The sequence below is a fragment of the Streptomyces nodosus genome, assembly GCF_008704995.1.
In the GTDB taxonomy this organism is placed as follows: domain Bacteria; phylum Actinomycetota; class Actinomycetes; order Streptomycetales; family Streptomycetaceae; genus Streptomyces; species Streptomyces nodosus.
The window spans coordinates 4,218,451-4,245,000 of the sequence record NZ_CP023747.1 but is presented as its reverse complement, the minus strand read 5'-3'; the positions used below and the strand labels follow the sequence as shown (position 1 = coordinate 4,245,000).

25 protein-coding genes are annotated in these 26,550 nt (G+C 72.2%); 10 read left to right on the top strand and 15 right to left on the bottom strand.

Annotation, left to right across the window (positions count from 1 at the left end; translation table 11 throughout):
- Window positions 1–408 precede the first annotated feature (408 nt).
- Window positions 409–1,407, top strand: coding sequence for a tryptophan--tRNA ligase (gene trpS / locus CP978_RS19200; RefSeq protein ID WP_043442722.1), 999 nt, complete (start codon window positions 409–411; stop codon window positions 1,405–1,407).
- 63 nt (window positions 1,408–1,470) lie between these two features.
- Here the strand turns inward: trpS and proC are convergent, their stop codons facing one another.
- The 7 genes from proC to CP978_RS19165 all read right to left on the bottom strand — a co-directional run bounded on the left by proC (window position 1,471) and on the right by CP978_RS19165 (window position 6,551).
- Window positions 1,471–2,280 (bottom strand): pyrroline-5-carboxylate reductase, encoded by an 810-nt coding sequence (gene proC / locus CP978_RS19195; RefSeq protein ID WP_043442719.1) that lies wholly within the window; start codon window positions 2,278–2,280, stop codon window positions 1,471–1,473.
- Window positions 2,281–2,462: 182 nt separating this feature from the next.
- A complete protein-coding gene (locus tag CP978_RS19190; protein ID WP_043442717.1) occupies window positions 2,463–3,236 on the bottom strand; it encodes an ABC transporter permease in 774 nt (257 codons plus the stop codon).
- Complete coding sequence (locus CP978_RS19185) at window positions 3,233–4,102, bottom strand: ABC transporter ATP-binding protein (protein WP_052454185.1); 870 nt, start codon at window positions 4,100–4,102, stop codon at window positions 3,233–3,235. The genes CP978_RS19190 and CP978_RS19185 overlap by 4 nt, the downstream gene beginning before the upstream one ends.
- Window positions 4,103–4,172: 70 nt before the next feature.
- Window positions 4,173–4,949 carry a class I SAM-dependent methyltransferase gene (locus CP978_RS19180; RefSeq protein WP_043442714.1) on the bottom strand — a complete coding sequence of 259 codons (777 nt, stop codon included), beginning with the start codon at window positions 4,947–4,949 and terminating at the stop codon, window positions 4,173–4,175.
- 353 nt (window positions 4,950–5,302) lie between these two features.
- Window positions 5,303–5,800, bottom strand: a complete 498-nt coding sequence (locus CP978_RS19175) for an EamA/RhaT family transporter (protein ID WP_150478253.1) — start codon at window positions 5,798–5,800, stop codon at window positions 5,303–5,305.
- A gap of 54 nt (window positions 5,801–5,854) precedes the next feature.
- Entirely contained in the window at window positions 5,855–6,145 is a 291-nt protein-coding gene (locus CP978_RS19170) for an SH3 domain-containing protein (protein WP_052454590.1), read from the bottom strand.
- An 82-nt stretch (window positions 6,146–6,227) separates the two neighbouring features.
- Complete coding sequence (locus tag CP978_RS19165; protein WP_043442707.1) at window positions 6,228–6,551, bottom strand: SH3 domain-containing protein; 324 nt, start codon at window positions 6,549–6,551, stop codon at window positions 6,228–6,230.
- Between the two features lie 179 nt (window positions 6,552–6,730).
- On the opposite strand from CP978_RS19165, the gene CP978_RS19160 reads away from it, so the two are divergent.
- Window positions 6,731–8,851 carry a protein kinase domain-containing protein gene (locus CP978_RS19160; RefSeq protein ID WP_043442705.1) on the top strand — a complete coding sequence of 707 codons (2,121 nt, stop codon included), beginning with the start codon at window positions 6,731–6,733 and terminating at the stop codon, window positions 8,849–8,851.
- 50 nt (window positions 8,852–8,901) lie between these two features.
- On the opposite strand, the gene ilvD is transcribed toward CP978_RS19160, so the two are convergent.
- The 4 genes from ilvD to CP978_RS19140 all read right to left on the bottom strand — a co-directional run bounded on the left by ilvD (window position 8,902) and on the right by CP978_RS19140 (window position 13,923).
- Complete coding sequence (gene ilvD, locus CP978_RS19155) at window positions 8,902–10,755, bottom strand: dihydroxy-acid dehydratase (protein ID WP_043442703.1); 1,854 nt, start codon at window positions 10,753–10,755, stop codon at window positions 8,902–8,904.
- A gap of 95 nt (window positions 10,756–10,850) precedes the next feature.
- Window positions 10,851–11,480 (bottom strand): TetR/AcrR family transcriptional regulator, encoded by a 630-nt coding sequence (locus CP978_RS19150; RefSeq protein ID WP_043448971.1) that lies wholly within the window; start codon window positions 11,478–11,480, stop codon window positions 10,851–10,853.
- A 16-nt stretch (window positions 11,481–11,496) separates the two neighbouring features.
- Window positions 11,497–12,321, bottom strand: coding sequence for a sugar phosphate isomerase/epimerase family protein (locus tag CP978_RS19145; RefSeq protein ID WP_174498650.1), 825 nt, complete (start codon window positions 12,319–12,321; stop codon window positions 11,497–11,499).
- A 636-nt stretch (window positions 12,322–12,957) separates the two neighbouring features.
- The gene (locus CP978_RS19140) at window positions 12,958–13,923 is read right to left on the bottom strand and encodes a Ppx/GppA family phosphatase (RefSeq protein WP_043442699.1); all 966 of its coding nucleotides are present in this window, start codon (window positions 13,921–13,923) and stop codon (window positions 12,958–12,960) included.
- Between the two features lie 71 nt (window positions 13,924–13,994).
- Here CP978_RS19140 and CP978_RS19135 point away from each other — a divergent pair, with 71 nt between their 5' ends.
- The gene (locus tag CP978_RS19135) at window positions 13,995–14,885 is read left to right on the top strand and encodes a DUF3109 family protein (protein ID WP_043442697.1); all 891 of its coding nucleotides are present in this window, start codon (window positions 13,995–13,997) and stop codon (window positions 14,883–14,885) included.
- 23 nt (window positions 14,886–14,908) lie between these two features.
- Here CP978_RS19135 and CP978_RS19130 read toward each other — a convergent pair whose 3' ends face one another.
- A complete protein-coding gene (locus tag CP978_RS19130) occupies window positions 14,909–16,690 on the bottom strand; it encodes a BACON domain-containing protein (RefSeq protein WP_150478252.1) in 1,782 nt (593 codons plus the stop codon).
- A 230-nt stretch (window positions 16,691–16,920) separates the two neighbouring features.
- On the opposite strand from CP978_RS19130, the gene radA reads away from it, so the two are divergent.
- Both radA and disA read left to right on the top strand, forming a co-directional pair.
- The gene (gene radA / locus CP978_RS19125; RefSeq protein WP_150478251.1) at window positions 16,921–18,330 is read left to right on the top strand and encodes a DNA repair protein RadA; all 1,410 of its coding nucleotides are present in this window, start codon (window positions 16,921–16,923) and stop codon (window positions 18,328–18,330) included.
- 81 nt (window positions 18,331–18,411) lie between these two features.
- Complete coding sequence (disA, locus tag CP978_RS19120) at window positions 18,412–19,536, top strand: DNA integrity scanning diadenylate cyclase DisA (RefSeq protein ID WP_043442690.1); 1,125 nt, start codon at window positions 18,412–18,414, stop codon at window positions 19,534–19,536.
- 213 nt (window positions 19,537–19,749) lie between these two features.
- Here disA and CP978_RS19115 read toward each other — a convergent pair whose 3' ends face one another.
- A complete protein-coding gene (locus tag CP978_RS19115) occupies window positions 19,750–20,586 on the bottom strand; it encodes a hypothetical protein (protein WP_174498649.1) in 837 nt (278 codons plus the stop codon).
- A 409-nt stretch (window positions 20,587–20,995) separates the two neighbouring features.
- Here CP978_RS19115 and CP978_RS19110 point away from each other — a divergent pair, with 409 nt between their 5' ends.
- The 5 genes from CP978_RS19110 (at window position 20,996) to cseC (ending at window position 25,523) form a co-directional block, all read left to right on the top strand.
- Entirely contained in the window at window positions 20,996–21,946 is a 951-nt protein-coding gene (locus tag CP978_RS19110; RefSeq protein WP_043442683.1) for an HhH-GPD family protein, read from the top strand.
- 327 nt (window positions 21,947–22,273) lie between these two features.
- Window positions 22,274–22,813 carry a SigE family RNA polymerase sigma factor gene (locus CP978_RS19105; RefSeq protein WP_043442680.1) on the top strand — a complete coding sequence of 180 codons (540 nt, stop codon included), beginning with the start codon at window positions 22,274–22,276 and terminating at the stop codon, window positions 22,811–22,813.
- On the top strand, window positions 22,801–23,454 hold the full coding sequence (locus CP978_RS19100) for a hypothetical protein (RefSeq protein ID WP_043442677.1): 654 nt from the start codon (window positions 22,801–22,803) through the stop codon (window positions 23,452–23,454). The genes CP978_RS19105 and CP978_RS19100 overlap by 13 nt, the downstream gene beginning before the upstream one ends.
- 9 nt (window positions 23,455–23,463) lie before the next feature.
- The gene (gene cseB / locus CP978_RS19095; protein WP_043442675.1) at window positions 23,464–24,168 is read left to right on the top strand and encodes a two-component system response regulator CseB; all 705 of its coding nucleotides are present in this window, start codon (window positions 23,464–23,466) and stop codon (window positions 24,166–24,168) included.
- Window positions 24,169–24,176: 8 nt separating this feature from the next.
- Window positions 24,177–25,523 (top strand): two-component system sensor histidine kinase CseC, encoded by a 1,347-nt coding sequence (gene cseC / locus CP978_RS19090; protein ID WP_043442672.1) that lies wholly within the window; start codon window positions 24,177–24,179, stop codon window positions 25,521–25,523.
- Window positions 25,524–25,552: 29 nt separating this feature from the next.
- Here cseC and CP978_RS19085 read toward each other — a convergent pair whose 3' ends face one another.
- Together CP978_RS19085 and CP978_RS19080 are read right to left on the bottom strand one after the other, a co-directional pair.
- A complete protein-coding gene (locus tag CP978_RS19085) occupies window positions 25,553–25,996 on the bottom strand; it encodes a VOC family protein (protein ID WP_043442669.1) in 444 nt (147 codons plus the stop codon).
- A 96-nt stretch (window positions 25,997–26,092) separates the two neighbouring features.
- Window positions 26,093–26,515 (bottom strand): helix-turn-helix transcriptional regulator, encoded by a 423-nt coding sequence (locus tag CP978_RS19080; protein WP_052454183.1) that lies wholly within the window; start codon window positions 26,513–26,515, stop codon window positions 26,093–26,095.
- Between the last annotated feature and the right edge of the window lie 35 nt (window positions 26,516–26,550).

The following is a 26,550-nucleotide window of genomic DNA, read 5'->3' as shown; positions in this document are numbered from 1 at the left end:
GGCCCCCGAGCTAATCGGGGCTGCGTCCTCACAAAAGCTCGAACGCGGATTCCTCTTTCCGGCAATGGACATACCGATACGCACGACGATGTCTCGCCGATTACCGGTTTGTTCTTGCTGGAGTGGCTGCCCGGGGCCGACCGTAGTCGGTGCTCACGTCGGGCAACTCGGAGAACACTACGGATCGGGTAGGGGGGTGTCAACTTCGTCTGTCCCTCCCCACGCCGGCCCCGGAGGCGTACGCTGTCCTCCATGACTTCGCGTACGTGCAACCAGCAGTGGCGGGCCGCCTGACGGCGGCCGGACTCACGTATGCGCTCTACGGCCGCCGCCTCGGCGGCCGTTCTCGTATCTCCCTCCAGGAGGGGCGGCCGACCGGATGCGGCGGCCCCGACCAGGAGGTAAGAGATGACACGGGTCTTCAGCGGGATCAAGCCGACCGGGCACCTGACGCTGGGGAACTATCTGGGGGCCATGCGGCGGTGGGCCCAGGTCGACCAGCACCAGTCCGACGCGCTCTTCTGCGTCGTCGATCTGCACGCCCTGACCGTGGACCACGATCCGGCGCGGGTGTTCCGGCTCAGCCGGCAGACCGCGACGCTGCTGCTGGCCTCGGGGCTCGATCCGGAGCTGTGCACCGTGTTCGTGCAGAGCCATGTGGACGAGCACGCCCGGCTGTCGTATCTGCTCGAGTGTGTGGCCACGGACGGCGAGATGCGCAGGATGATCCAGTACAAGGAGAAGGCGCCGCGCGAGCGGGAGCGGGGCGGCAGCGTACGGCTGTCCTTGCTGACGTATCCCGTGCTGATGGCGGCGGACATCCTGGCCTACGGGACGGACGAGGTTCCTGTGGGGGAGGACCAGACCCAGCATGTGGAGCTGACCCGGGATCTGGCAGTGCGGTTCAACCAGCGGTACGGGCACACGTTCGTGGTGCCCCGGGCGACCCCTCCGAAGGTCGCGGCCCGGATCATGAACCTCCAGGACCCCACGTCCAAGATGGGGAAGTCGGACGACTCGGGGCCGGGCATCGTCTATCTGCTCGACGAACCCGATGTGGTGCGTAAGAAGATCATGCGCGCCGTGACCGACAGCGGATCCGATGTGGTGTACGACCCCGAGGGGCGGCCCGGGGTGGCGAACCTGCTGGAGATCCTGGCCGCCTGCCAGGACGTGACCCCGCAGGAGCTGAGCGGTGCGTACGACACCTATGGCGCCCTGAAGAAGGACACCGCGGAGGCCGTGGTCGAAGTGCTGCGTCCGCTGCAGGAGCGGCACCGGGCGCTGTGCGCGGATCCCGGCCATGTGGACGGGGTGCTGAGGACCGGGGCGGAACGGGCGAGAGGGATGGCCAGGCCGCGAGTGGACGCGGCGTACCGGGCGATCGGTCTGCCGCCCGCCCTCTGAAGAGTGCGTCCCCGTGCCCGCGGCCGGTTCCGCACGGCAGCGGGCACGGGGACGGGCCGGCCGTCAGTTGTTGCCGGAGGCCAGCTCGCGGCTGCGGTCCCGGGCGGCCTCCAGCGCCGCGATGAGCGCGGCACGCACCCCGTGGTTCTCCAGCTCACGGATCGCGTTGATCGTCGTACCGGCGGGCGAGCTGACGTTCTCGCGGAGCTTCACCGGGTGCTCGCCGCTGTCCCGGAGCATCACCGCCGCCCCGATCGCGGACTGGACGATCAGCTCATGCGCCTTGTCGCGGGGCAGACCGAGCAGGATCCCGGCGTCGGTCATGGCCTCGACCAGATAGAAGAAGTACGCGGGCCCCGAGCCCGACAGGGCGGTGCAGGCGTCCTGCTGCGACTCGGGGACGCGGAGCGTCTTGCCGACCGCGCCGAAGATCTCCTCCGCGTGGGAGAGATGGGCCTCGGTGGCGTGGCTGCCCGGGGAGATGACGGACATGGCCTGGTCGACGAGGGCGGGGGTGTTCGTCATCACCCGGACGACCGGGGTGCCGGCGGCGAGGCGGGCCTCGAAGAAGGAGGTGGGGATGCCGGCGGCACCGCTGATGACCAGGCGGTCGGCGGGAATGTGCGGGGCGAGTTCGTCGAGGAGCACACCCATGTCCTGGGGCTTGACCGTGAGGATCAGGGTGTCGGCGGTCTTCGCCGCCTCGGCGTTGGTGACCGGGGTGACGCCATGGCGGGCGCGGAGTTCCTCGGCCCGCTCCCGGCGGCGGGCGGTGACCAGGAGGTCGGCGGGGGCCCAGCCGGCTCGGATCATTCCGCTGAGCAGGGCTTCGCCGATCTTTCCGGTGCCGAGGACTGCGACTTTCTGGCTCATGGTGCGAGTGTCCTCCGAGGGGTTGCGTCGTCCGGTTTCATCCTCGCACCGGGATCATCGGCCCGGCTGGTGTGTCCGGTGGGCGGAACGCGGAGGTGCCGGAACACCGAGACCGAAAGGGGGGACTGCACCGGCCCGTGCACAGGCCGGTGGCCGCCCTCCCCGGCACCCCGGCGTGGTCATCACACGGTCCGCCGCCGCAGCGTCGCCGCCCCGAGGCCGAGGACGAGCAGGGCGCAGCCCGCCACCACCAGGACGTCCCTCACGAACGCCGAGGTCGCCTCCGCGTGATGGATGACCTGGTCCATGCCGTCCACCGCATAGGACATCGGCAGTACATCGGAAAGGGCCTCCAGCACCGGGTGCATGGCGGAGCGCGGGGTGAACAGTCCGCAGAGCAGCAGCTGCGGGAAGATCACCGCGGGCATGAACTGGACCGCCTGGAACTCCGAGGCCGCGAAGGCGGACACGAACAGGCCGAGGGCCGTCCCGAGCAGGGCGTCCAGAAGGGCCACCAGAAGCAGGAGCCAGGGCGAGCCCAGTACGTTCAGCCCCAGGAACCAGACCGCGAGTCCGGTGGCCAGGGCCGACTGGACGATCGCCAGGGCGCCGAAGGCGAGGGCGTATCCCGCGATCAGATCGGCCTTGCCGAGGGGCATCGAGAGAAGACGTTCCAGGGTGCCGGAGGTGCGTTCGCGCAGGGTGGCGATCGAGGTCACCAGGAACATCGTGATCAGCGGGAAGATCCCCAGCAGCGAGGCCCCGATCACGTCGAAGACCTGCGGGCTGCCGTCGAAGACATAGCGCAGCAGAAGCAGCATCACGCAGGGGACGGCGATCAGCAGGGCGATGGTGCGCGGGTCGTGGCGCAGCTGGCGCAGCACGCGGGCGGCCGTCGCCGTCGTACGGGACAGGGTGAGGGCACGTGCTCCGGCGGGCGGGGTCGTCGTGGTCATCGGACCGTCTCCTTCGGGGCCGCTTCCGGTGCGGCGGTGTTCCGCGCCGCCTCGTCCACCAGGTGCAGAAACGCTTCCTCGACCGTCGCGGTGCCGGTACGGGTGCGCAGGGCGTCCGGGGTTTCGTCGGCGAGGATCTCGCCCTGGCGCATCAGCAGGAGGCGGTGGCAGCGCTCGGCCTCGTCCATGACATGGGACGAGACGAGTAGCGCGGTGCCGCGGTCGGCCGCGATGCCGTGGAAGAGGCTCCAGAGGTCGCGGCGCAGCACGGGGTCCAGGCCGACCGTGGGTTCGTCCAGGACCAGGAGTTCCGGGTCCCCCAGGAGGGCGACCGCGAGGGAGACCCGGTTGGACTGCCCTCCGGAGAGGGTGCCGGCCACGGCGTCGGCGTGCGAGGTGAGGTCGACGTCGGCGATGGCCCGGGTGACCTCGGCATGGCGGCGGTCGGCGGCGGAGTCTCCCGCCCGTGAGCGGAGCCGGGAGCGGACGGAGCCGGGGTGAAGGATCGCGGCGAAGTATTCGAGGTTCTGGCGGACCGTGAGGTCGGCGTAGACGGAGGGGGCCTGGGTGACATAGCCGACCCGGGAGCGCAGTGCGGCGTGGCCGGCGGGGAGGCCGAGGACCTCCAGGGTGCCGGTGACCTTGGCCTGGGTGCCGACGATCGCGCGCAGCAGGGTCGACTTGCCGCATCCGGAGGGGCCGAGCAGACCGGTGATCCGGCCCCGGGGGACGGTGAAGCCGAGCCCGCGCAGCACCGTGCGGGTGCCGCGTACGACGGTGAGGTGCTCGGCGTGGACGGCCGGGGCGGGCCGGGGATCGGAGGGGTGGTCGGGCGGGGCGGGCGGGGTCTGACCGCTAATATTCATCACGTGATGAATATGCGCGCGCGGCGGGCCCCGCGTCAAGCCGCTGGGGACCCGCCGTCGTCCTGGGCGCTCACGGTCGTGTGGCCACGATCAGCAGGACGTCGTAGACCTCCTCGACGAGTCCGTCCGGGAAGGTGTCGAGGAGGTGCGCCCGTTCCTCGGCGAGGAAGGCGTTCGCCCCCTCCGGGCCGAGCACGAGGAAGATCGAGTGGCTGCCGATATTGGCGAGATGGGTGTCGACGGGGACCGTGCGGCTCCAGCGGATCACGCGATGGGTGTGGACCGGGATCTCGGGGGCGCCCTGGAAGGCGGCTTCGACACGGGTGCCGCCGGCACCGCTCTTGGAGGCGTCTTCAGCGCCGAAGTACCGCTTGACGCGGTCCGCCTGGGCGGCGATCCACGGGACGTCGTGCGCGTCGGTGTTCCACCACAGCGCGAGGGAGCCGCCCGGCCGCAGCACCCGCAGGGCCTCCGGGACCGAGCGGGCGGCGTCGGTCCAGTGCCAGGACTGGGCGTAGGTGACGAAGTCGGCGGAGGAGGCGGCGAGCGGGAGGGCGTTGCCGTCGCCGCGCAGCAGGGGGACGTCGGGCAGGCCGCGACGGAACTGGGCCGCCATGCCGTCGCCCGGCTCCACGGCGACCATCTCCGCGCCGCGGGCGCGCAGCAGGGCGGTGGCGATACCGGTGCCGGCCCCGACATCGACGACCCGGGCCCCGGCGAGGGGGCGGCCGGCGAGCTCCTCGACGGTGTCGAAGAGGGCGGGTGGATAGGAGGGGCGGTTCGCGGCGTACTGGGCCGCGGCACCGTCGAAGGAACGGGCCCGGGCGGAGGAGGAGAGGGCGCTCATACGCCCATGGTGGCCCCGGGCCACGGGGACGGCGAGGCCCCGAGGACGGTCCGCGGCACCCGTCGGCGCCCCTCGGCCCCCGCCCTCCTGCGCGTGGGGCAGCCCCGAGCCGAGGGCCCGCTCGGGCCCGTCGGCAGCACAGGGAGCAGGGGGCACCCGCGCCCTGGCCGTGCGCTCTCTCCCCCATCGGCCCTCGACCCCGGCGGCCCGGCCTTACGTGCCTCCGACCTCACGTGCCCCCGGCCCCGGACCTCTCGGGGCCGGGGGCACGGGGTCAGGCGCCGACGGAGCGCCGGGGGCCGGGAGGCGCCGACGGGACGCTCGGGGCTCCGGGAGCCGATGAAGCGCTCGGATCAGCCGCGGCGTCGGGGTTTGCGGGACGGGTTGCCCGTGCGTCGGGAGGTGCGCTTCTCATGGGTCGCGCGGGCCTTCTCGTACTCCTCGCGCAGGAGTCTCTCGCCCGGGGCCTCGACCAGTGAGCGGAAGAAGTACGCGAGCAGGGACCCGACGAAGCCGATCGCCAGCAGTCCGCGGAGGGAGGACTGGCGTTCGGGGTCGGGCCGCTTGGTGAAGGCCTCCCAGGTGTGGCCGAACGCCAGCGCGCTGCACACCGCGAACATCACCACCACGATCAGGGTCACCGCGCCGCCCACCTCGGCGATCTCCAGACCCTGGTAGGCGAAGCGCAGCACCAGACAGGAGACGGCGGCGGCGAGGAGCGAGCCGACGGGCACCACGACCCGGCGGAGCCGGTAGTTGCCGTCGTGCTCCACCCAGGTCGTCCCGAAGAAACGCAGGGGCTCGGGGCGGGGGCCCTTGGGGGTGTCCGAAGTGCGGTTCTCGTCGCTCACGCGTCGATTATCGCTCCGGACACCGCCGGGCCCCCACCGCCGTGGGGGAGGGCGTCAGGCGCAGCGCGGAGCGATATAGCCGTCGCTTCCGGTGTAGACGTAGGTGTCCGAGACGAACTGACCGTTGTCGATGTTGTCCCAGATGTTCGAGGTGCCGTAATAGCCCGACACCGTCGTCCCGGACGCCTGGCAGAAGACCGGCACCTGGGCGCCCTCGGGCAGGACCTTGACGATGCTGTAGCTGGTGCCGGGACCACTGCGGACATTGAGCCGGACGTCCGGCGCGACCGAGTAATAGCGCAGCGTGGCGGTCGCACTGGCGGTCGTGGACCCGCCCAGGACCATCAGGCAGGCTCCGGCGGCGGCGCCCGCGGCCAGGGCGGACCTGCGTCTCAGGGAACTCATGGAAGCCCTCTTTCCGTGGTGTTCAGGCGCAGCGGGAGGCGACATAGCCGTCGCTGCCGGTGTACACATACGCGTCGGAGACGTACTGGCCGTTGCCGATGTTGTCCCAGATGTTCGAGGTGCCGTAGTAACCCGACACCGTCGTCCCGGGCTGCTGACAGAGGATCGGCACCTGGGCGCCCTCGGCCAGCACACGGACGATGGGGTACCCGGTGCCGGGCCCGCCGCGGACGTTGAGACGGGCGCCCGGCGCCACGGAGTAGTACCGCGTGGCCGCCACCGCGGCCTGGGGCGCGACGGTCGGTTCCTCGTCGCCGGTCGTTTCTTCGGCGCGGTCGACAGACATGGAAAATCTCCCCCCGGTGAACCCCATGGACGTCATGGGGCCCCGTTGATTCCCTTGGATCACATCGCGAAACATCTGTGCGTGACTTGAAGACGCATCCGTGGGCCGACCCGGTGCGTTCGAGTCATCGAATAGGCTCAATGCATCGCGCACGCGGAGGAAAAGCACAGGGGTGGTCCATGACACCACGGCACAACACCGGAGCGGGCGCGGAAGCCGAACTTCCCGAGTACGCCGGCCACTACCGTCTGGAGTCCTGCCTCGGGTCCGGGGGCATGGGCGTGGTGCACCTGGCACGGAGCACCTCGGGGATGAGACTCGCGGTCAAGGTCGTCCACGCCGAGTTCGCCAAGGATCCCGAGTTCCGGGGCCGTTTCCGCCAGGAGGTGGCGGCGGCCCGGAGGGTCAGCGGCGCCTTCACCGCCTCCGTCGTCGACGCCGACCCGGAGGCCGAACGGCCCTGGATGGCCACGCTGTTCATTCCCGGGCCCACGCTGTCCGAGCATGTGAAGCAGAACGGGCCCTTGACGCCGGGCCAGTTGCGCCGGCTGATGGCGGGGCTGGCCGAGGCGCTGAACGACATCCATCGGGTGGGCGTCGTGCACCGGGACCTCAAGCCGAGCAATGTGCTCCTCGCGGAGGACGGGCCGAAGGTCATCGACTTCGGCATCTCCCGGCCGAAGGACAGCGAACTGCGCACGGAGACCGGCAAGCTGATCGGGACTCCGCCCTTCATGGCGCCCGAGCAGTTCCAGCGGCCCAGGGAGGTCGGGCCCGCGGCCGATGTCTTCGCCCTCGGGGCCGTACTGGTGCACGCGGCCACCGGACGTGGGCCGTTCGACTCCGACAGCCCCTATGTCGTGGCCTATCAGGTGGTGCACGACGAGCCCGATCTGGCCGGTGTGCCGGAGAACCTGGCGCCGCTCGTTCTGCGTTGTCTGGCCAAGGAGCCCACGGACCGGCCCACACCCGACGAGTTGATGCGGGAACTGCGCTCGGTCGCGGCCTCCTACGACACCCGGGCGTTCATACCGCAGCAGCGGGACGGTGACAGGCCGGACGCACCGGACGCACCGCAGCCCGGTCCGGGCACGGACAAGGCCGGTCGGTCCGATCTGGCGCAGCGCCCGCCCGGAAGGCGCTCCCGCAAGCGGACGGTCCTGGCCGCCGGGGCGCTCGGGCTCATGGTCGGCACCCTGGCCTCGGTCGTCCTGCTCACGGAGGAGGGCTCCGCGCCCGTGAGCACCCCGTCCCGGACCCGCCGGGCCGAGTTCGAGGGATGGGAGACGAAGCCGGTACCCAAGAAGCCGGCCGCGCCCCAGTGCTCCGACGACGCCGGCACATTGTTCTGCACGCAGTCCGGCGTGGTCCTCGCCCTCGACCCGTCGGACGGCACGGTGCTGTGGCAACGGTCCGTCACCGGAGCGGGCAGGCTGGCGCCGGTCCTCTCGGGCGGTCTGGTGCACGTCGCCGCGGCGGAGGGGCATCTGGAGGCGCTCGCCCCCTCTTCGGGCCGGACCCTCTGGCGGCGGAACGTTGCTGCACAGGGCGGATGGAGATTCGCGGGGGGCTCGCTCCTGCTCACCCGTGCCGACGGAACGGTCACCGGTGTGGACAGCACCACGGGCGAAACCCTGTGGAGCAAACAGATCCCGGGGTACTCCCTGCCGTCCCTCGCCTCGTTCACCGGCGACCCGCTGGCCTATGCGACAAGCACCTCGGGCGACGGCACGAACACACGGATCACCGCCGTGGATCCCCTCACCGGCGACATCGGCTGGGAGGCAGAGCTGACGGGGACACTCGTTCCCGTGGGCACCGAGGACGGCTCCGTCTTCCTCCTCGACCTCGACACCGTCAACGGGGACGCGCGCGCGGTCGTCCGGTACACCCCGGGGTCCGGGACGGTGCGCCGGGTGGCGCTGCCCGTCCCGCGTCTGGCCGCTCAGGCCGGGGTGCGGAAAGGTGTCGTCCATCTGCTGGCAGCCGGCGGTGCGCTGGAAGCCGTCGACATGAACACGGGCAAACGGCTGTGGCACGTCGAAACTGCCGTGAGCAGCGGATCGGTGCCGGTCTCCGACGGCCGGTATGTGTATGTCGTCGCCGCGGACGGACGGCTGCTCGCCTTGGACGCCCGTACGGGCCGGCTCCTCGGTCAGACGCGGTCACGGCTCGGGGCCGCTTCGGACCGGGTCACGTACGACCTGGCGGCGCCTCTGCTCGTCGACGGCCATGTCTACGGAACCGCCCCCGACGGCACCGTCTTCGCCGTGGACGGGAGCGACCCCGCGGCCTGGTGAGACGGCGCAGGGCCGCCCCCGGGAGGAGCGGCCCTGCCGAGTTCCGGGACTCAGCCCAGTTTCGAGATGTCGCGCACGGCGCCCCGGTCGGCGCTGGTGGCCATCGCGGCGTAGGCCCGCAGCGCCGCCGACACCTTGCGGTCGCGGTTCTTCGGGGCGTGCACGCCGCCCAGGGCCTGCTCGCGGCGGGACAGCTCCGCGTCGTCGACGAGCAGTTCGATGGAGCGGTTCGGAATGTCGATGCGGATGCGGTCGCCGTCCTCGACGAGCGCGATCGTGCCGCCCGAGGCCGCCTCCGGGGAGGCGTGGCCGATGGACAGGCCCGAGGTGCCGCCGGAGAAGCGGCCGTCGGTGATCAGCGCGCAGGACTTCCCGAGGCCCCGGCCCTTGAGGAACGAGGTCGGATAGAGCATCTCCTGCATGCCGGGGCCGCCCTTGGGGCCCTCGTAGCGGATGACGACCACGTCCCCGTCCTTGACCTGCTTGGCGAGGATCTTCTCGACGGCCTCCTCCTGCGACTCGCAGACGACCGCGGGACCCTCGAAGGTCCAGATCGACTCGTCGACACCCGCCGTCTTCACCACACAGCCGTCGACGGCGAGATTGCCCCTGAGGACCGCCAGGCCGCCGTCCTTCGAGTACGCGTGCTCGACCGAGCGGATACAGCCGTTCTCGGCGTCCTGGTCCAGGGCCTCCCAGCGCTCGGACTGGGAGAAGGCGTCGGCGGACCGGACACATCCCGGCGCCGCGTGCCACAGCTCGACCGCCTCCTGCGAGGGGGAGCCGCCGCGGACGTCCCAGGTCTTGAGCCAGTCCGCGAGGGACGGGCTGTGGACCGCGTGCACCTCCTCGTTGAGCAGGCCCCCACGGTGCAGTTCGCCGAGGAGGGCGGGGATGCCGCCGGCCCGGTGCACGTCCTCCATGTAGTAGGTGCGGTCCTTGGCGACGTTCGGGGCCACCTTCGCCAGACAGGGGACCCGGCGCGACACCCGGTCGATCTCCTCGAGGCCGAAGGGGACGCCCGCCTCCTGGGCCGCCGCCAGCAGATGCAGGATCGTGTTGGTGGAGCCGCCCATCGCGATGTCGAGGGCCATGGCGTTCTCGAAGGCCGGGAAGGTGGCGATGGTGCGGGGCAGGACCGTGTCGTCGTCCTGCTCGTAGTAACGGCGGGTCAGGTCCATCACCGTGCGGGCCGCGTCCTCGTACAGCGCGCGGCGGGCCGTGTGGGTGGCCAGGACCGAGCCGTTGCCGGGAAGGGAGAGTCCGATCGCCTCGGTCAGGCAGTTCATCGAGTTGGCCGTGAACATGCCCGAACAGGAGCCGCAGGTCGGACAGGCGTTCTCCTCGATCCGGAGGATGTCCTCGTCGGAGATCTTGTCGTTGGCGGCGTCGGCGATCGCGTCGATCAGGTCGAGCGTGCGGACCGTGCCGTCGACCAGGGTGGCCCGCCCGGCCTCCATGGGACCGCCGGAGACGAAGACCGTCGGGATGTTCAGGCGGAGCGCCGCCATCAGCATGCCCGGAGTGATCTTGTCGCAGTTGGAGATGCAGACCAGGGCGTCGGCGCAGTGGGCCTCGACCATGTACTCCACGCTGTCCGCGATCAGATCGCGGGAGGGCAGGGAGTACAGCATGCCGCCGTGCCCCATGGCGATGCCGTCGTCCACCGCGATCGTGTTGAACTCGCGCGGGATGCCCCCCGCCTCCGTGATCGCCTCGCTGACGATCCGGCCGACCGGCTGGAGGTGGGTGTGGCCCGGGACGAACTCCGTGAAGGAGTTGGCGACCGCGATGATCGGCTTCCGGCCGATGTCCGCACCGGGTACACCGGAGGCACGCATCAGGGCGCGGGCGCCCGCCATGTTGCGGCCGTGGGTGACTGTGCGGGACCTCAGCTCGGGCATCGTCGCTCGCTCCTTCGGAGAGTTGTGACTCACGTCGAGCGTACGCCGGTGCTCCAAGGGACGGACGCAGGTGTCCGCGATACGGGACGGGTGTTTCAGGGGCGCGTCAGATGTCCCTGCACCACCGGTGCCAGCCGCGCCACCAGTTCCTCCAGGTCCGCCGACGCGATCGGCTCTACCTTGATCACATGGCGCAGCAGGGCGACCCCCACCATCTGCGCGGCGGCCAGCTCGGCCCGCAGCTCCGCGTCCGGGAGGTCCAGCTGCCCGGAGATGCGGCGCAGCAGCTGGGTGGCGATCAGCCTGCGGAAGACGGCGGCCGCGGTCTCGTTGTTGACGGCGGACCGGAGGATCGCCAGCAGCGGCGTACGGGTCGTGGGGTTCTCCCAGACGCCGAGGAAGAAGCGGGCCAGGCGCTCGCCGACCCCCTCACGGGGGCCCTGGGCGATCGTCTCCGGGGCGTTCAGGGCGGGGGCGAAGACGATCTCGATCGCGGACTCGAAGACCTGTTCCTTGGTGCCGAAGTAGTGGTGCACCAGGGCGGAGTCCACCCCGGCGGCCTTGGCGATGCCGCGCACGGAGGTCTTCTCGTAGCCGCGCTCGGAGAACTCCTCGCGGGCCGCCTCCAGGATGCGGTCGCGGGTGGCGGGGGCCGCCGCCGTCTCCGTACGGCTGGGCCGTCCCCTGCCGCGGCGGACGGGGCCCGTTCCGGCCGGGCCGGTCACCGGCACGCCACCTCGCTCATCCGCGGGAGACCTGGACGGCGGACCCGAGGTGCAGGCGCGCGAAGGCGAGGGCCTCGGCGAGGTCGGCCTCGCGCTCGGCTCCGGACATGGCCCGGCGGGTGTTCACCTCGATGACGACATACCCGTCGAAACCGGTGAGCGCCAGCCGCTCCAGGACCTCGGCGCAGGGCTGGACGCCACGGCCGGGCACGAGATGCTCGTCCTTGTTGGAGCCGTTGCCGTCGGCGAGGTGGACATGGCCGAGGCGGCCGCCCATGCGGTCCAGCATCCCCAGGGCGTCGGAGCGGGCCGTCGCGGTGTGGCTGAGGTCGATCGTGAAGTGACGGTAGTCGTCCTGGGTGACGTCCCAGCCGGGGGCGTAGGCGAGCATCTCGCGGTCCCGGTAGCGCCAGGGGTACATGTTCTCGACGGCGAATCGCACATCCGTCTCGTCCGCCATGCGCCAGACGCCCTCGACGAAGTCCCGGGCGTACTGCCGCTGCCAGCGGAAGGGCGGGTGGACCACGACGGTCCCGGCACCGAGCCGCTCGGCGGCCCTGCGGGCGCGCTGGAGCTTGGTCCAGGGGTCGCTGGACCAGACCCGCTGGGTGATCAGCAGACAGGGGGCGTGGACGGCGAGAACAGGAATCCGGTGATGGTCGCTGAGCCGGCGCAGCGCATCGATGTCCTGGCTGACCGGGTCGGTCCAGACCATGACCTCGACCCCGTCGTACCCGAGGCGCGCGGCGATCTCGAAGGCCGTCGCCGTCGACTCCGGATAGACGGAGGCCGTCGACAGGGCGACCTTCGCATCCGGGACGCGCACCGCTGGTTCTGCCACGAGGGACAGGGTACGGGGAGCCACCGGGACATGGAGCCCGCCCACCGGGACTGTGGGAAGGTGCACAGCCGGCCACGGACCGGCCGGGGACCACCGCCGCCCCGGCCACCCGGGGCTCCGGCAGCGCCCGGACGACGCCGGGGCCCAGGCGACGGCCGGAACAGCCCCTCGACTCCCCGACCGCTCCGGGCTCCGGGCTCCGGCAGCAGCTCGACGGCAACGGCGACAAGGGGACGGCGGGCACGGCCCCCTCGGTCCCCGACCGACGAGTCGCACCGGCCCCCGGCCCGGGCACTCGGAACTCCGGCAAACGGCCCGACGACGCGAGGGGGGCGCCCGGCCCAGCCCTCACGGCTCCCGAGCCGAGGATTCACATCGGCCCCCGGCCCAGCCGCTCAGGACTCCGGCAGCAGGCTCGACGGCAACGGCCGGAACGGCCCCCTCGGCTCCCTGACTGAGGAGTCGGGTTGGCCGGAACGATCCACCTCGCTCCCTGGCCGACGAGCCACATCGGCCCCGGCCACTCGGGGCTCCGGGACGGCCCGACCGCTACGACGGCGCCAGGGACAAGGGGACGGCCGGAACAGTCCCCCTCGGCCCCCGGCCGAGGAATCCCCTGGGCCCCGGCCGAGGCCGCTACGCCGTCACCGGTGCGGTGGGGTGCGGAACCTGTGCCGTCTCCATGTGGTCGAGCCTGCGCAGGATCACTCCCTCCCGCAGCGCCCAGGGGCAGATCTCCAGCCGTTCGATCCCGAAGAGATCCATCACGCCCTCCGCCACCAGCGCCCCGGCCAGCAGCTGGCCCGCGCGTCCCTCGGAGACCCCCGGGAGGGCGGCGCGCTCGGCGGCCGGCATCCCGGCGAGCCGCGCCACCCACGCCTCCAGGGACTCCCGCTTCAGATCGCGCTGCACATACAGGCCCTCGGTGGAGCGCGCCGCCCCGGCGAGACGGGCCAGCTGCTTGAACGTCTTGGAGGTGGCGACCACATGGTCCGGGGTCCCCAGCCGGCTGAACTCGCCGACGGTCCGTGCGATCTGTGCCCGCACATGGCGGCGCAGCGCCCTCACATCGGCCGGGTCCGGCGGGTCCCCGGGCAGCCAGCCCGCGGTGAGCCGGCCCGCACCCAGCGGCAGCGACACCGCGGCGTCGGGTTCCTCGTCGATGCCGTAAGCGATCTCCAGCGAGCCGCCGCCTATGTCGACGCAGAGCAGCTTCCCCGCCGACCAGCCGAACCAGCGGCGGGCCGCGAGGAAGGTGAGGCGCGCCTCCTCCTCGCCGGTCAGCACCTGAAGTTCGACCCCGGTGGCCTCCTTGACCCGGGCCAGCACCTCGTCCGCGTTGCTCGCCTCGCGCACCGCGGAGGTGGCGAAGGGCAGCAGGTCCTCGACGCCCTTGTCCTCGGCGGCCTGGAGGGCGTCCCGGACCACGGCTATGAGTCTGTCGACGCCCTCGGGGCCGATCGCCTCGCTGCCGTCGAGGAGCTGGGCGAGCCGCAGCTCCGCCTTGTGCGAGTGCGCGGGCAGCGGCCGTGCACCGGGGTGTGCGTCCACCACCAGCAGATGCACCGTGTTCGAACCCACGTCGAGGACACCGAGTCTCATGGACGGAAACGCTACTGCCCGTGGCAAGGTGCTCCGTCCCGGACGGGTGCCGCGCCACTTACCCTGGACGCGTGCCAAAGACGAAAAAGGCGAAGAACGACCCGTCCCCGACGGTTTCGAGCCCGTCCCCGACGGGTTCGAGGGATTCTTCGCAGGCGAAGGCATCCCCCTCCGGGAAGGCCCGGAAGGCATCGAGGAAGGCCGCGAAGGTGAGCGACGAGCAGGGGCTGGACTTCGCGCGCGCATGGGTGGAGTTCCCTGATCCGGCCGACGACGAGCAGGTCTTCCGGTGCGACCTGACTTGGCTGACCTCGCGCTGGACCTGCATCTTCGGCAGCGGCTGCCAGGGCATCCAGGCGGGCCGCGCGGACGACGGGTGCTGCACGCTGGGGGCGCACTTCTCGGACGAGGACGACGAGAAGCGGGTGGCCGGGCAGGTGGCACGGCTGACACCGGACATCTGGCAGAACCATGACGTGGGCCGGGAGAGCGGCTGGGTCGCGGAGGACGACGAGGGTTCCCGGCAGACCCGCCCGTACCAGGGCTCGTGCATCTTCCAGAACCGGCCCGGCTTCCCCGGCGGTGCCGGCTGCTCGCTGCACATCCTGGCGCTGCGGGAGGACCGTGAGCCGCTGGAGACCAAACCGGACGTCTGCTGGCAGCTGCCGATCCGGCGGACGTACGAATGGATCGACCGGCCCGACGACACCCGGGTGCTCCAGGTGTCCATCGGCGAGTACGACCGTCGCGGCTGGGGGCCGGGCGGTCATGACCTGCACTGGTGGTGCACCTCGGCCACCTCGGCGCACGGCGCGGGCGAGCCGGTGTACGTCTCCTACCGGGCCGAGCTGGTGGAGCTGATGGGCAAGGCCGGGTACGACCGCCTGGTCGAGCTGTGCGAGCAGCGGCTGGCCTCGGAGCTGCCGCTGGTGGCTCCGCACCCCGCGGACCCGGCGGGCTGATTCCCCCGGCCCGGTCGGCCGGGTCAGGGCCCCGAGAACGGATCCAGGACGGCGCGGTTCAGACCGGCGCGGTCGGCGTCGTCGGCGGACGGCGGGATCCCGGGCGGAGGGTCGGAGGGGTCCGGGTCGGACGGGATCGGGCCCGTGGACGGCGGATCCGTCGGGTCCGGATCGCCGGGCGTCGGGTCCGGGGCGGTCGGCTCCGGGCTGTTCGGGGCCGTCTCGCTCGGTGCGGGGGTGGAAGGCCGGGGGCGGGAAGGCGTGGGGCGCGGGGCGGGGCTCGCCGTCCCGTAGCCGTCGATCGAGACCACCGCGCCCGCGGGGGCGACCGCCACCCGCGCATGCCAGGCGCCGGACGGTTCGCGCAGGTGGTCGACGTACACCCGGATCGTGAAGGACGCGCCCGGTTCGAGGGTGCCCGAGGCCCGGCTCAGATAGAGCCAGGAGACACCGGTGGACGCGGTCCAGGTCACCGGGGTGTGCCCGGTCGCGGTCAGGGTGATCAGGGTCGTGGTGCCGTCGGTGCGGGCCGCCACCGAGAGCTGTCCGGCCCCGGGGGCGCCCGTCCGTACGCCGACGACCTCGACGGAGACATCGGGCGTGCGGCCGTCCTTGCCGAACCGGCGGTCGGGTTTCGTACGGGCGTTGCCCGCGTTGCGGTAGCCGCCCGCCGTCTCGCCGCCGAGGGAGTCGGGTCCGTGCGACTCGCTCGCGGTGGTGCGGCCGTCAACACCCTCGCCGGTGAGCGGAGCGCCGCGGTGGGCGGCCCACAGGGCGAGCGCGGGGGCCGCGATCACCGTGGCGACGACGGTCGTGGTGACGGCACGCGCGCGCAGCCGGTCGCGCCGGGCCGCGTGGTCCTTCGGGTCCATGGGGAAGCCCCGCCGGTCGAAACGGGGGGCGTCGCCGCGGGCGCGCGAGGCGCTCGCCATCGCGGGCCGCAGGGCCGCTCTCGGCGCCTCGAGGACGGGGAGCGCGGCCGGGGTGACGCTGGTGCCGGGCCAGGTGCCCGGCACCGCGCGCTCCGCGGTGCGGCGGCAACGCGGGCAGTCGTCGACGTGCCGGACGAGCTCGCGGCGCAGGGTGGTGCTGAGGACGAGCTGGTGGGCGCCGGTGAGGCGGGCGACGCCCGGGCAGGTGGCGGCCGCGACGACGGCCAGGGCGGCCCGGGTGCGCTCGACCTCGCAGGCCGCGGAGGCGAGGAGTTCCCTGGCGGCGGCGAGGTCCAGGCCGAGCACGGCGGCGACCTCGGAGGCGGAGAGCTGGTGGCGCACGGCGAGCTCGAGCGCCTCGCGCTGCTCGGGGGTGGTGCCGGCGGCCTCCGGCCAGGCGAGCCGGGCGAGCTCCCGGCGGCGCCGCTGCCGGTCCTGCTCACCGGAGGCGATGGCCTGCGCGGCTCGCCGGTCGGCGGCGTCCTTGTGCACCCCGGGGCCCTTCTCGCGCCCCGCGGCGTGGCCGGCCTGGCGGCGGCGCCGGGCCTCGGCGAGCCGGCGCAGACAGGACCAGCGGGCGAGGGCGTACAGCCAGGCGCGGCGGTCGTCGGGGCTCTCCGGACCGCGCGAGCCGCGGCGCTCGGCGAGCGCCAGGGCGTCCCCCAGGGCGGCGATCGCCGCGTCGTGGTCGCACAGCACGGACAGGCAGTAGGTGAACAGACCGTCCAGATGGCGGTCGTAGCGCTCCGGCGGGCACTGCGCCAGGGTGCGGGTGTGCGCGCCACGAGGCACTCTGCCCCGCTTGCGCGCTTCTCCTCGCGCCGGATGTGCGCCGCTGGCGTGCGTGGAGGTGTCCGGCCTGCTGCTCATCACCCGTGCGACCGTAGGCGCCGGAAGGGGGCGCCTTCTTCTCCCTGGCGCACTTTTACTCCGTACGGGTGAAACGATCCCCCGTAAGAGGACGCACGGCCCGGGAGCAGGGGACGGCCGTGGCGGCCCCGGTCCCGGGAACGCACCGGGTGACCGTGGGCCGAGCGGGGAACGCGTGGCCGGGACGGGCACGGGTGACCGGGCTGTCGGTGGGCCCCGCTACGGTTCCGTCCATGGCTGCCCGCACGAAGACCACCAAGGACCGGCCCTCCTATCGCTGCACCGAGTGCGGCTGGCAGACGGCCAAGTGGCTCGGCCGCTGCCCCGAGTGCCAGGCCTGGGGGACGATCGAGGAGTACGGCACCCCCGCGGTGCGGACGACGGCTCCGGGCCGGGTGACCACCTCGGCCGTGCCCATCGGCCAGGTGGACGGGCGGCAGGCCACCGCACGCTCCACCGGCGTGCCCGAGCTGGACCGGGTCCTAGGCGGCGGTCTGGTGCCGGGCGCGGTCGTCCTGCTCGCCGGGGAGCCCGGTGTCGGCAAGTCCACCCTGCTGCTGGACGTCGCGGCCAAGGCGGCGAGCGACGAGCACCGCACGCTGTATGTGACGGGCGAGGAGTCGGCGAGCCAGGTCCGGATGCGCGCCGACCGCATCGGGGCCATCCACGACCACCTCTACCTCGCGGCGGAGACCGACCTCGCGGCCGTGCTGGGCCATCTGGACGCGGTGAAGCCATCACTGCTGATCATGGACTCGGTGCAGACCGTCGCCTCCCCCGAGATCGACGGCGCACCCGGCGGCATGGCCCAGGTGCGCGAGGTCGCCGGGGCGCTGATCCGAGCCTCCAAGGAGCGGGGCATGGCGACCCTGCTGGTGGGCCATGTCACCAAGGACGGCGCGATCGCGGGCCCGCGGCTGCTGGAACACCTGGTGGACGTCGTCCTGCACTTCGAGGGCGACCGGCACGCCCGGCTGCGCCTGGTGCGCGGGGTCAAGAACCGCTACGGCGCCACGGACGAGGTCGGCTGCTTCGAACTGCACGACGAGGGCATCACGGGCCTGGCCGACCCCAGCGGGCTGTTTCTGACCCGCCGCGCCGAGCCCGTCCCCGGCACCTGTCTGACGGTCACCCTGGAGGGCCGCCGCCCGCTGGTGGCGGAGGTCCAGGCGCTGACCGTCGACTCCCAGATCCCCTCCCCGCGGCGCACCACCTCCGGCCTGGAGACCTCCCGGGTCTCGATGATGCTCGCCGTCCTGGAGCAGCGCGGCCGGATCAGCGCCCTGGGCAAGCGGGACATCTACTCCGCGACCGTCGGCGGGGTGAAGCTGTCCGAACCGGCCGCCGACCTGGCGGTCGCGCTGGCGCTGGCGAGCGCGGCGAGCGACACCCCGCTGCCCAAGAACCTGGTGGCGATCGGCGAGGTGGGGCTCGCGGGCGAGGTCAGACGGGTGACCGGGGTCCAGCGCCGGCTGGCCGAGGCGCACCGTCTGGGCTTCACCCACGCACTGGTACCGGCCGATCCGGGCAAGGTTCCACCCGGTATGACGGTGCGGGAAGTGGCGGACATCGGGGACGCCCTGCGGGTCCTTCCGCGCTCCCGTCGCCGAGAGGCCCCGCGGGACGAGGAGGACCGCCGGTAGACTTTGCCCTGATCTCACCCGTCCGTACGAACCGACCGTACGACACGGGAGCGCCTGAAGACCTGCGACCGGAGGAGTGCAGTGGCAGCCAACGACCGGGCGGCAGCTCCCGGAAAGTCCGGTGGGAGCTCCGGTGCCGATGGCCTGATGCGTGCCTCCCTGAGCGCGGTGGCACCCGGCACGGCACTGCGTGACGGCCTGGAGCGGGTGCTGCGCGGCAACACCGGCGGTCTGATCGTCCTCGGCTCCGACAAGACCGTCGAGGCGATGTGCACGGGCGGTTTCGTCCTGGACGTCGAGTTCACCGCCACCCGGCTGCGGGAGCTGTGCAAGCTGGACGGCGGCATCGTGGTCTCCTCGGACCTGTCGAAGATCCTCCGGGCCGGTGTGCAGCTGGTCCCGGACCCCACGATCCCCACGGAGGAGACGGGCACCCGGCACCGCACCGCGGACCGGGTGAGCAAGCAGGTCGGTTTCCCCGTGGTCTCCGTCTCCCAGTCGATGCGGCTGATCGCGCTGTACGTGGACGGACAGCGGCGTGTCCTGGAGGACTCGGCGGCGATCCTGTCCCGCGCCAACCAGGCCCTGGCCACCCTGGAGCGCTACAAGCTCCGTCTGGACGAGGTGGCCGGCACCCTCTCCGCGCTGGAGATCGAGGACCTGGTGACGGTCCGGGACGTCTCGGCCGTGTCGCAGCGGCTGGAGATGGTGCGGCGTATCGCCACCGAGATCGCGGAGTATGTCGTCGAGTTGGGCACGGACGGCCGTCTGCTCGCCCTTCAGCTGGACGAGTTGATCGCGGGGGTGGACCCCGAGCGGGAGCTGGTGGTGCGCGACTATGTGCCCGAGCCGACCGCGAAGCGCTCCCGCACGGTCGAGGAGGCGCTGTTCGAGCTGGACGCGCTGACCCATGCCGAGCTTCTCGAAATGCCCACGGTGGCCCGTGCGTTGGGCTACACCGGTTCCCCCGAGACGCTCGACTCTGCGGTGTCCCCGCGCGGTTTCCGCCTGCTGGCGAAGGTCCCGCGGCTGCCCGGAGCCATCATCGACCGGTTGGTGGAGCACTTCGGCGGGCTCCAGAAGCTGCTGGCGGCAAGCGTGGACGACCTCCAGACGGTGGACGGCGTCGGCGAGGCCCGCGCCCGCAGCGTGCGCGAGGGGCTGTCACGCCTGGCGGAGTCCTCGATCCTCGAACGGTACGTCTAGTGCTGTGACCGGAAAGGTTTGCCGGAAAGCTCGCGGCGTCCGGTGCGGTGCATCGCAAGGCGGAGCATTACCCGCGTACTGGATGTACTCGGGTAGTGCGACAACGCGGCGAGGTGCCGTGCCGGGCGTCGCGAGCCGGTGAACCTTTCCGGTCACAGCACTAGTGCCGCGGCACCAGTGCCGAGCCGCTTTCCCGGAGCCGTCGACCGGCGCTCAGTCCTTCGACAGCACGAACGACGTCTGGGCCTTCGGGAAGCCGGGGGCCTTCGCCTCCACCAGATAGGTCCCCGCCGACGCCGAACCCGCGTGCGGCGTCGCACAGTTGGCGGCGCTGGGCTTGCGGTCCCACTTCACCGTGGACAGGGCCTGCTGATGCGCGGGCACGCGGTACAGCACACTGCCCGCACCCTTCGGGCAGTCGGCCGAGGACCAGATGGTGTCGTCGCTGCCGGTCTGAGTGATCGTCAGAACCGCGCGCTTCGGGCCGAGATCGACCTTGCAGTCCTTGCCGGAGGTGTTCTCGGCGATCAGCTCGAAGGTCGGGGTGTCCTCGGGGCCGTAGGTGTTGTGGACGCTCTTCAGCGTCAACGACACCGCCCCGGTCGAGCAGTTGGGCAGGGAGGACCCGGCACCGGGAGCCAGCCGGCCGCCCGCGGAATCGCCGCCGCCGCTGCCGTCGGCCTGGTCGGCTCCGTCGCCCGAACCGTCCGACCCGCTGTCCGAGCCGCCGTCCGCCCCATCGGATTCCCCGGCCCCCGGCGACGCCGGGGATCCGGACGAGTCCGAACCGTCACCGTCGCCCGACTCGTCGCGCCCGCCGGGGTGTTCACTGATCGCGGGCCCGGAGCCGGAAGGACCGGGAGTGATCGAAGAGGTGGGATGCTTCCCGTCGGCACCGTCCGCCGTGTTCGTCCCGCCACCGCCGCGGGTGGCGGTGACCGCCCATGCGACGAGCACCGCCAACAGGGCGACCACGGACAGGAATACGGCCCTCCGACGCCAGTAGATGGAGGAGGGAAGCGGCCCGACCGGTTTGCGCAGAGATCCCACGGCGCAAACTGTACGAGAGATCCGCCGCGGCCCCCGACCCACCCGCCGCCGGGACCCCAACTTTTCCGGATCATCATCCCGCCCGGGGCTCCCCTCATGGGACCGAAGGGCCCATACCGGACGCCCCTCGTCCGTCGGCGCACGGAACACGGCGCACGGAACTCGCGCACGGAACCCGCACACGGAACCCCGCGCGGACCTGACGGCACGACGGCCGACGCCCCTGGACACCGCCCCCTGGACACCCCCGGCCCGACCCCGAACAACCGTGCCCATCCGCCCGGCCCGGGACACGCCCCCACCCGCATGTCCCGTCCGGCCCCCGGAGGGAACCCCCACCGACACAACCACCCCGACCCGGGCCGGTGCCCCGCCCCGCCACCCCTCACGTGGCAGGATCGAACCCGTCATGACTGCACCCACCACGCCCAACGCCGCCCCCGCCCAGACCGACGACACCACCGACGCCCCCACCGGCCGCGCCCCCGGCAGGGCACTGCACGGCCCGGTCATCGCCTGGTTCGACGAGCACGCCCGCGACCTTCCGTGGCGGCGCCCGGAGGCCGGCCCCTGGGGCGTGATGGTCAGTGAGTTCATGCTGCAGCAGACGCCGGTCAACCGCGTCCTGCCCGTCTACGAGCAGTGGCTCATCCGCTGGCCGCGCCCCGCCGACCTGGCCAAGGAACCCCCCGGCGAGGCCGTCCGCGCCTGGGGCCGCCTCGGCTATCCCCGCCGTGCCCTGCGCCTGCACGGCGCCGCCGTGGCCATAACGGAGCGGCACGGGGGCGATGTCCCCACCGATCACGCGCAGCTGCTGGCGCTGCCCGGCATCGGCGAGTACACCGCCGCGGCCGTGGCGTCCTTCGCCTACGGCCAGCGGCACCCGGTGCTGGACACCAATGTGCGCCGGGTCCTCGCCCGCGCGGTCACCGGTGTGCAGTACCCGCCCAACGCCACCACCGCCGCCGAACGCAAACTCGCCCGCGCGCTGCTGCCCGAGGACGAGGGCACGGCCTCCCGCTGGGCCGCCGCCTCCATGGAACTGGGCGCCCTGATCTGCACGGCGAAGAACGAGACCTGCCCCCGCTGTCCGATCGCCGCCCAGTGCGCCTGGCGGCTGGCCGGGAAGCCGGAGCACGACGGCCCGCCCCGCCGCGGTCAGACATATGCGGGCACGGACCGCCAGGTCCGCGGCCGGCTCCTGGCCGTGCTGCGGGAGGCCGTGCACCCGGTCCCCCAGTCCGCCCTCGACCGGGTGTGGGACGAACCGGTACAGCGCGCCCGCGCCCTGGACGGCCTGGTCTCCGACGGTCTGGTGGAACCCCTCCCCGGCGGCCTCTACCGCCTTCCGCTCACCTGACGCCGTACCGCCCGGGCGCATTCCGCACCCGGGCGGTCCGCACACCCGGCCCGGACAAAACCACCCATATCCACCCCAACTCCCGCCCGCCTTTACCCCGTTCCGACATCCGTTACACAACCGCCGGACAGCCGAGGGCTCTCCGCAGGCTGCCTCGGACAGCGCCGTGACAACTACTCCGTAACTTCATATGCGTGCCGCGGAAGGCTCGACGCACCGGCGGCACGGGCTGTCGTCGCACCGGCGGCACAGGCTTTGGAGAAACCGGCACCGGCTGTGGACCACAGCCGGAGGACAGGTCGGAAACGGGGAACGGAGGCGGTTGGAATGGCACACGGTGAGGTGCTCGAATTCGAGGAATATGTCCGCACCCGGCAGGACGCTCTGCTGCGCAGCGCCCGCCGGCTGGTCCCCGACCCGACGGACGCCCAGGACCTGCTGCAGACCGCGCTGGTGCGCACCTACGGACGCTGGGACGGCATCGCCGACAAGCGGCTGGCGGACGCCTATCTGCGCCGTGTGATGATCAATACGCGGACCGAGTGGTGGCGGGCCCGCCGGCTGGAGGAGATCCCCACCGAGCAGCTCCCCGACGCGTCCGTCCAGGACTCCACCGAGCAGCACGCGGACCGCGCCCTGCTGATGGACGTCCTCAAGGTGCTCGCTCCGAAGCAGCGCAGTGTCGTGGTGCTGCGACACTGGGAGCAGATGTCCACGGAAGAGACGGCCGCCGCCCTCGGTATGTCGGCCGGTACGGTCAAGAGCACGCTGCACCGGGCGCTCGCCCGGCTCCGCGAGGAGCTGGAGGCCCGCGACCTGGACGCACGCGCGCTGGAGCGTGAGGAGCGGGAGCGTTGCGCGGCCTAGGCACGGGGGCCATACGGCCCGACGGGGCCCTCAAGGCGGTGATGGTGGCGGTGGCCGCGATCGCCGCCGTCGGGCTTCTCGCCTCCGCCTGCGCCACCGGCGGCACCGGCGCGCGCGACGAGGGTCCGGCGGGCGGGAATCCGGTGATCGCGGGCGCCTCCACGCCCTCGGCCTCGTCGACCGCCTCGGAGCCCACACGTCAGCAGGTGGTGCAGCTGGTCAAGGACGACCCGGAGGTCTCGAAGGCGGTCAAGGACGCCCTGAAGCCGTGCGTGGCCGACGAGTACCCGATCGACGTGTCCTTCGGCGATGTGACCGGAGGTACCGTGAACGACCTGGTGGTCAATGTGATGACCTGCGGTGACGCCGTCGGTGTGGGCGCCTATGTGTACCGGATGAAGGACCACCGGTACCAGAACGTGTTCCGGGCCGAGGAGCCGCCGGTCTACGCCGAGATAGACCGTGGTGATCTGGTGGTGACGCAGCAGATGTACGAGAAGGGCGACCCGGTCTCGTATCCCTCCAGCGAGGAAGTGATCACCTACCGCTGGATGACGAGCCACTTCACCCAGTCGTCCCGCACGCGCAACGAGTACAGCAACACGGTGGGTCACGTCTCCCCCGCCCCGACCGCGAACTGAGAGAAGCGGATGGCAGAACAGACCCATGTCCTGTTCGTCGAGGACGACGACGTCATCCGCGAGGCCACCCAGCTCGCGCTGGAGCGGGACGGCTTCGCGGTCACCGCCATGCCCGACGGGCTGTCGGGCCTGGAGGCGTTCCGCGCCCGCCGCCCCGACATCGCCCTGCTGGACGTGATGGTCCCCGGCCTGGACGGGGTCAGTCTGTGCCGCCGTATCCGCGACGAGTCCACCGTGCCGGTGATCATGGTGTCCGCGCGGGCCGACTCCATCGATGTGGTGCTCGGCCTCGAGGCGGGCGCCGACGACTATGTGACCAAGCCGTTCGACGGTGCCGTGCTGGTGGCGCGCATCCGTGCGGTACTACGCCGCTTCGGGCATGCGAGCGGCGCCGACCGGGGGACCGAGGAGGCCCCGGCGGTGACCGCCGGAGTGCTCGCCTTCGGCGACCTGGAGGTCGACACCGAGGGCATGGAGGTACGGCGGGCCGGGCAGCCCGTGGCACTCACCCCGACCGAGATGCGGCTGCTGCTGGAGTTCTCCTCGGCACCAGGCACGGTGCTCTCCCGCGACAAGCTGCTGGAACGCGTATGGGACTACGGCTGGGGCGGTGACACCCGGGTCGTCGACGTCCATGTGCAGCGGCTGCGTACGAAGATCGGGCAGGACCGGATCGAGACGGTCCGCGGCTTCGGCTACAAGCTGAGGGCCTGAGCAGGCGTATGCGGGGATTCCTCGGACGGCTGATCCCGGACGACGCCATACGGACGGGCCTGCGATGGAAGCTCAGTGCGGCCATCGCCCTGGTCGGCGCGCTGGTGGCGGTCGCGCTGAGCCTGGTCGTGCACAACGCGGCCCGGGTGTCGATGCTGGACAACTCCCGCGACCTGGCCGACGAACGCATCCGGGTGGCCGAGCGGATGTACGAGTCCGGGCGCACCCAGACCTTCGGGGTCAAGGTCGACGACCCGGCCATACCGCAGGACCTGCTGGAGAAGGTCGCCCAGGGCCGGCGGGCCACCTATGTGTCCGAGGGCGCGCACGGCGTGCCGGACATCTGGGCCGCGGTGCCGCTCAAGGACGGCAGGGTGCTGTCCCTGCACACCCGTTTCACGGACCGCAGCGCCGATGTGATGAAGGACCTCGATCAGGCGCTGATCATCGGTTCGATCGCGGTCGTCCTCGGCGGTTCGGCCCTCGGGGTGCTCATCGGCGGGCAGCTGTCGCGGCGGCTGCGCAAGGCCGCGACCGCGGCGAACCGGGTCGCCAGGGGCGATACGGACGTCCGGGTGCGGGAGGAGATCGGCGGCGTCGTACGCGACGAGACCGACGATCTGGCGCGCGCGGTGGACGCGATGGCGGGCGCGCTCCAGCAGCGTCTGGACGCGGAGCGCCGGGTGACCGCGGACATCGCCCATGAGCTGCGGACCCCGGTCACGGGCCTGCTCACCGCGGCGGAGCTGCTGCCGCCCGGCCGCCCCACCGAACTGGTGCTGGACCGCGCCAAGGCCATGCGCACCCTGGTGGAGGACGTGCTGGAGGTGGCCCGCCTGGACGGGGCCTCCGAGCGGGCCGAGCTGATGGATCTCCTGCTGGGCGATTTCGTCACCCGGCGGGTGACCGCGAAGGACCCGGACATCGAGGTCCGGGTGGTCCATGAGTCGGAGGTCACCACCGACCCGCGCCGTCTGGAGCGGGTGCTGTTCAATCTGCTGGCGAACGCGGCACGGCACGGCAGGCCGCCGGTCGAGGTGTCGGTCGAGGGCAGGGTCATCCGGGTGCGGGACCACGGCCCCGGCTTCCCGGAGGAACTGCTCGCGGACGGCCCGCAGCGCTTCCGCACCGGCCGCACCGACCGCTCGGGCACCGGACACGGCCTCGGTCTGACGATCGCCGCGGGCCAGGCCAGGGTGCTCGGCGCGCGTCTGACCTTCCGCAACGTCCGGCCGGCCGGGACACCGGAGCACCTCCCGGCCGAGGGCGCGGTCGCCGTGCTGTGGCTGCCGGAGCACGCTCCCACGGCCACCGGAAGCTTCCCGATGCTGCCGAAGCCGAAGTCCGGTGACTGAGGGCCCCGGGGCTTGCGGAAGTCGGGCCGTCAGGCCCAGTCCTTGTCCGTGTCCAGGCCGCCCTCGCGGCGCTGGGTGAAGGAGAACCAGTTGCCCGAGTCGTCGCGGAAGAGCGCCTCGGTGCCGTAGGGGCGCTCCTGCGGTTCCTGGAGGAACTCCACGCCGCGTTCCTTGAGCCGCCGGTAGTCCCCGTGGATGTCGTCGGTGGCCAGCACCCCGGCGCCCAGGGCGCCCTTGGCCACGAGTGTCCTCACCATCTCGGCGGACTCGGGGTCCAGCGCGGGCGGGCCCGGCACCATGAGCGTCAGCTCTACGTCGGGCTGGCCGGGGGCGCCCACGGTGAGCCAGCGCATGCCGCCCTCCCCCATGGTGAGGTCCGTACGGACCTCGAGACCGAGCTTGTCGGTGTAGAACTCCTTGGCCCGGTCCTGGTCGAGGACCCAGACGGTGGTGATGGCGAGCCCCTTGATCATGACGTTCTCCTGGTGCCTGGTGAGTGCGGTGCGTGGTAAGCGCGGTGCCTGGTGCGCGAGCGGGTGCCCGCACCGCCACCGTAGGCAGCGGACGGCTCAGGACGCTTCTTCGGAATTGCGCTCCGGCGCGCCGGGCCCGGGGCGGAAACCACCGGCCCAGAGCATCGCGTAGCACCCCGGTATCAGCGCGGCCCCGCGGCCCACATGCCGGGATCGGTACGCACTGGGGGTCAGGCCGGTGCGGGCCTTGAACCGGGCGGAGAACGTGCCCAGGCTGCTGAACCCCACGAGATGACAGATCTCGGTGACGGTCAGGTTCGCGGTGCGCAGCATCTCCTCGGCCCGCTCGATCCGCCGGTGCGCCAGATACCGGCCGGGCGTCTCTCCGTAGGCCGCCTTGAAGGCCCGCAGGAAGTGATACCGGGAGTACCCGGCGTGCGCCGCGACGGCGTCGAGGTCGAGATCCGGGTCGGCCCAGTCCCGGTCCATCGCGTCCTTGGCGCGCCGCAGCTGCCGCATCCTGTCCACGGCTCGATGCTGCCACGGGCCACCGA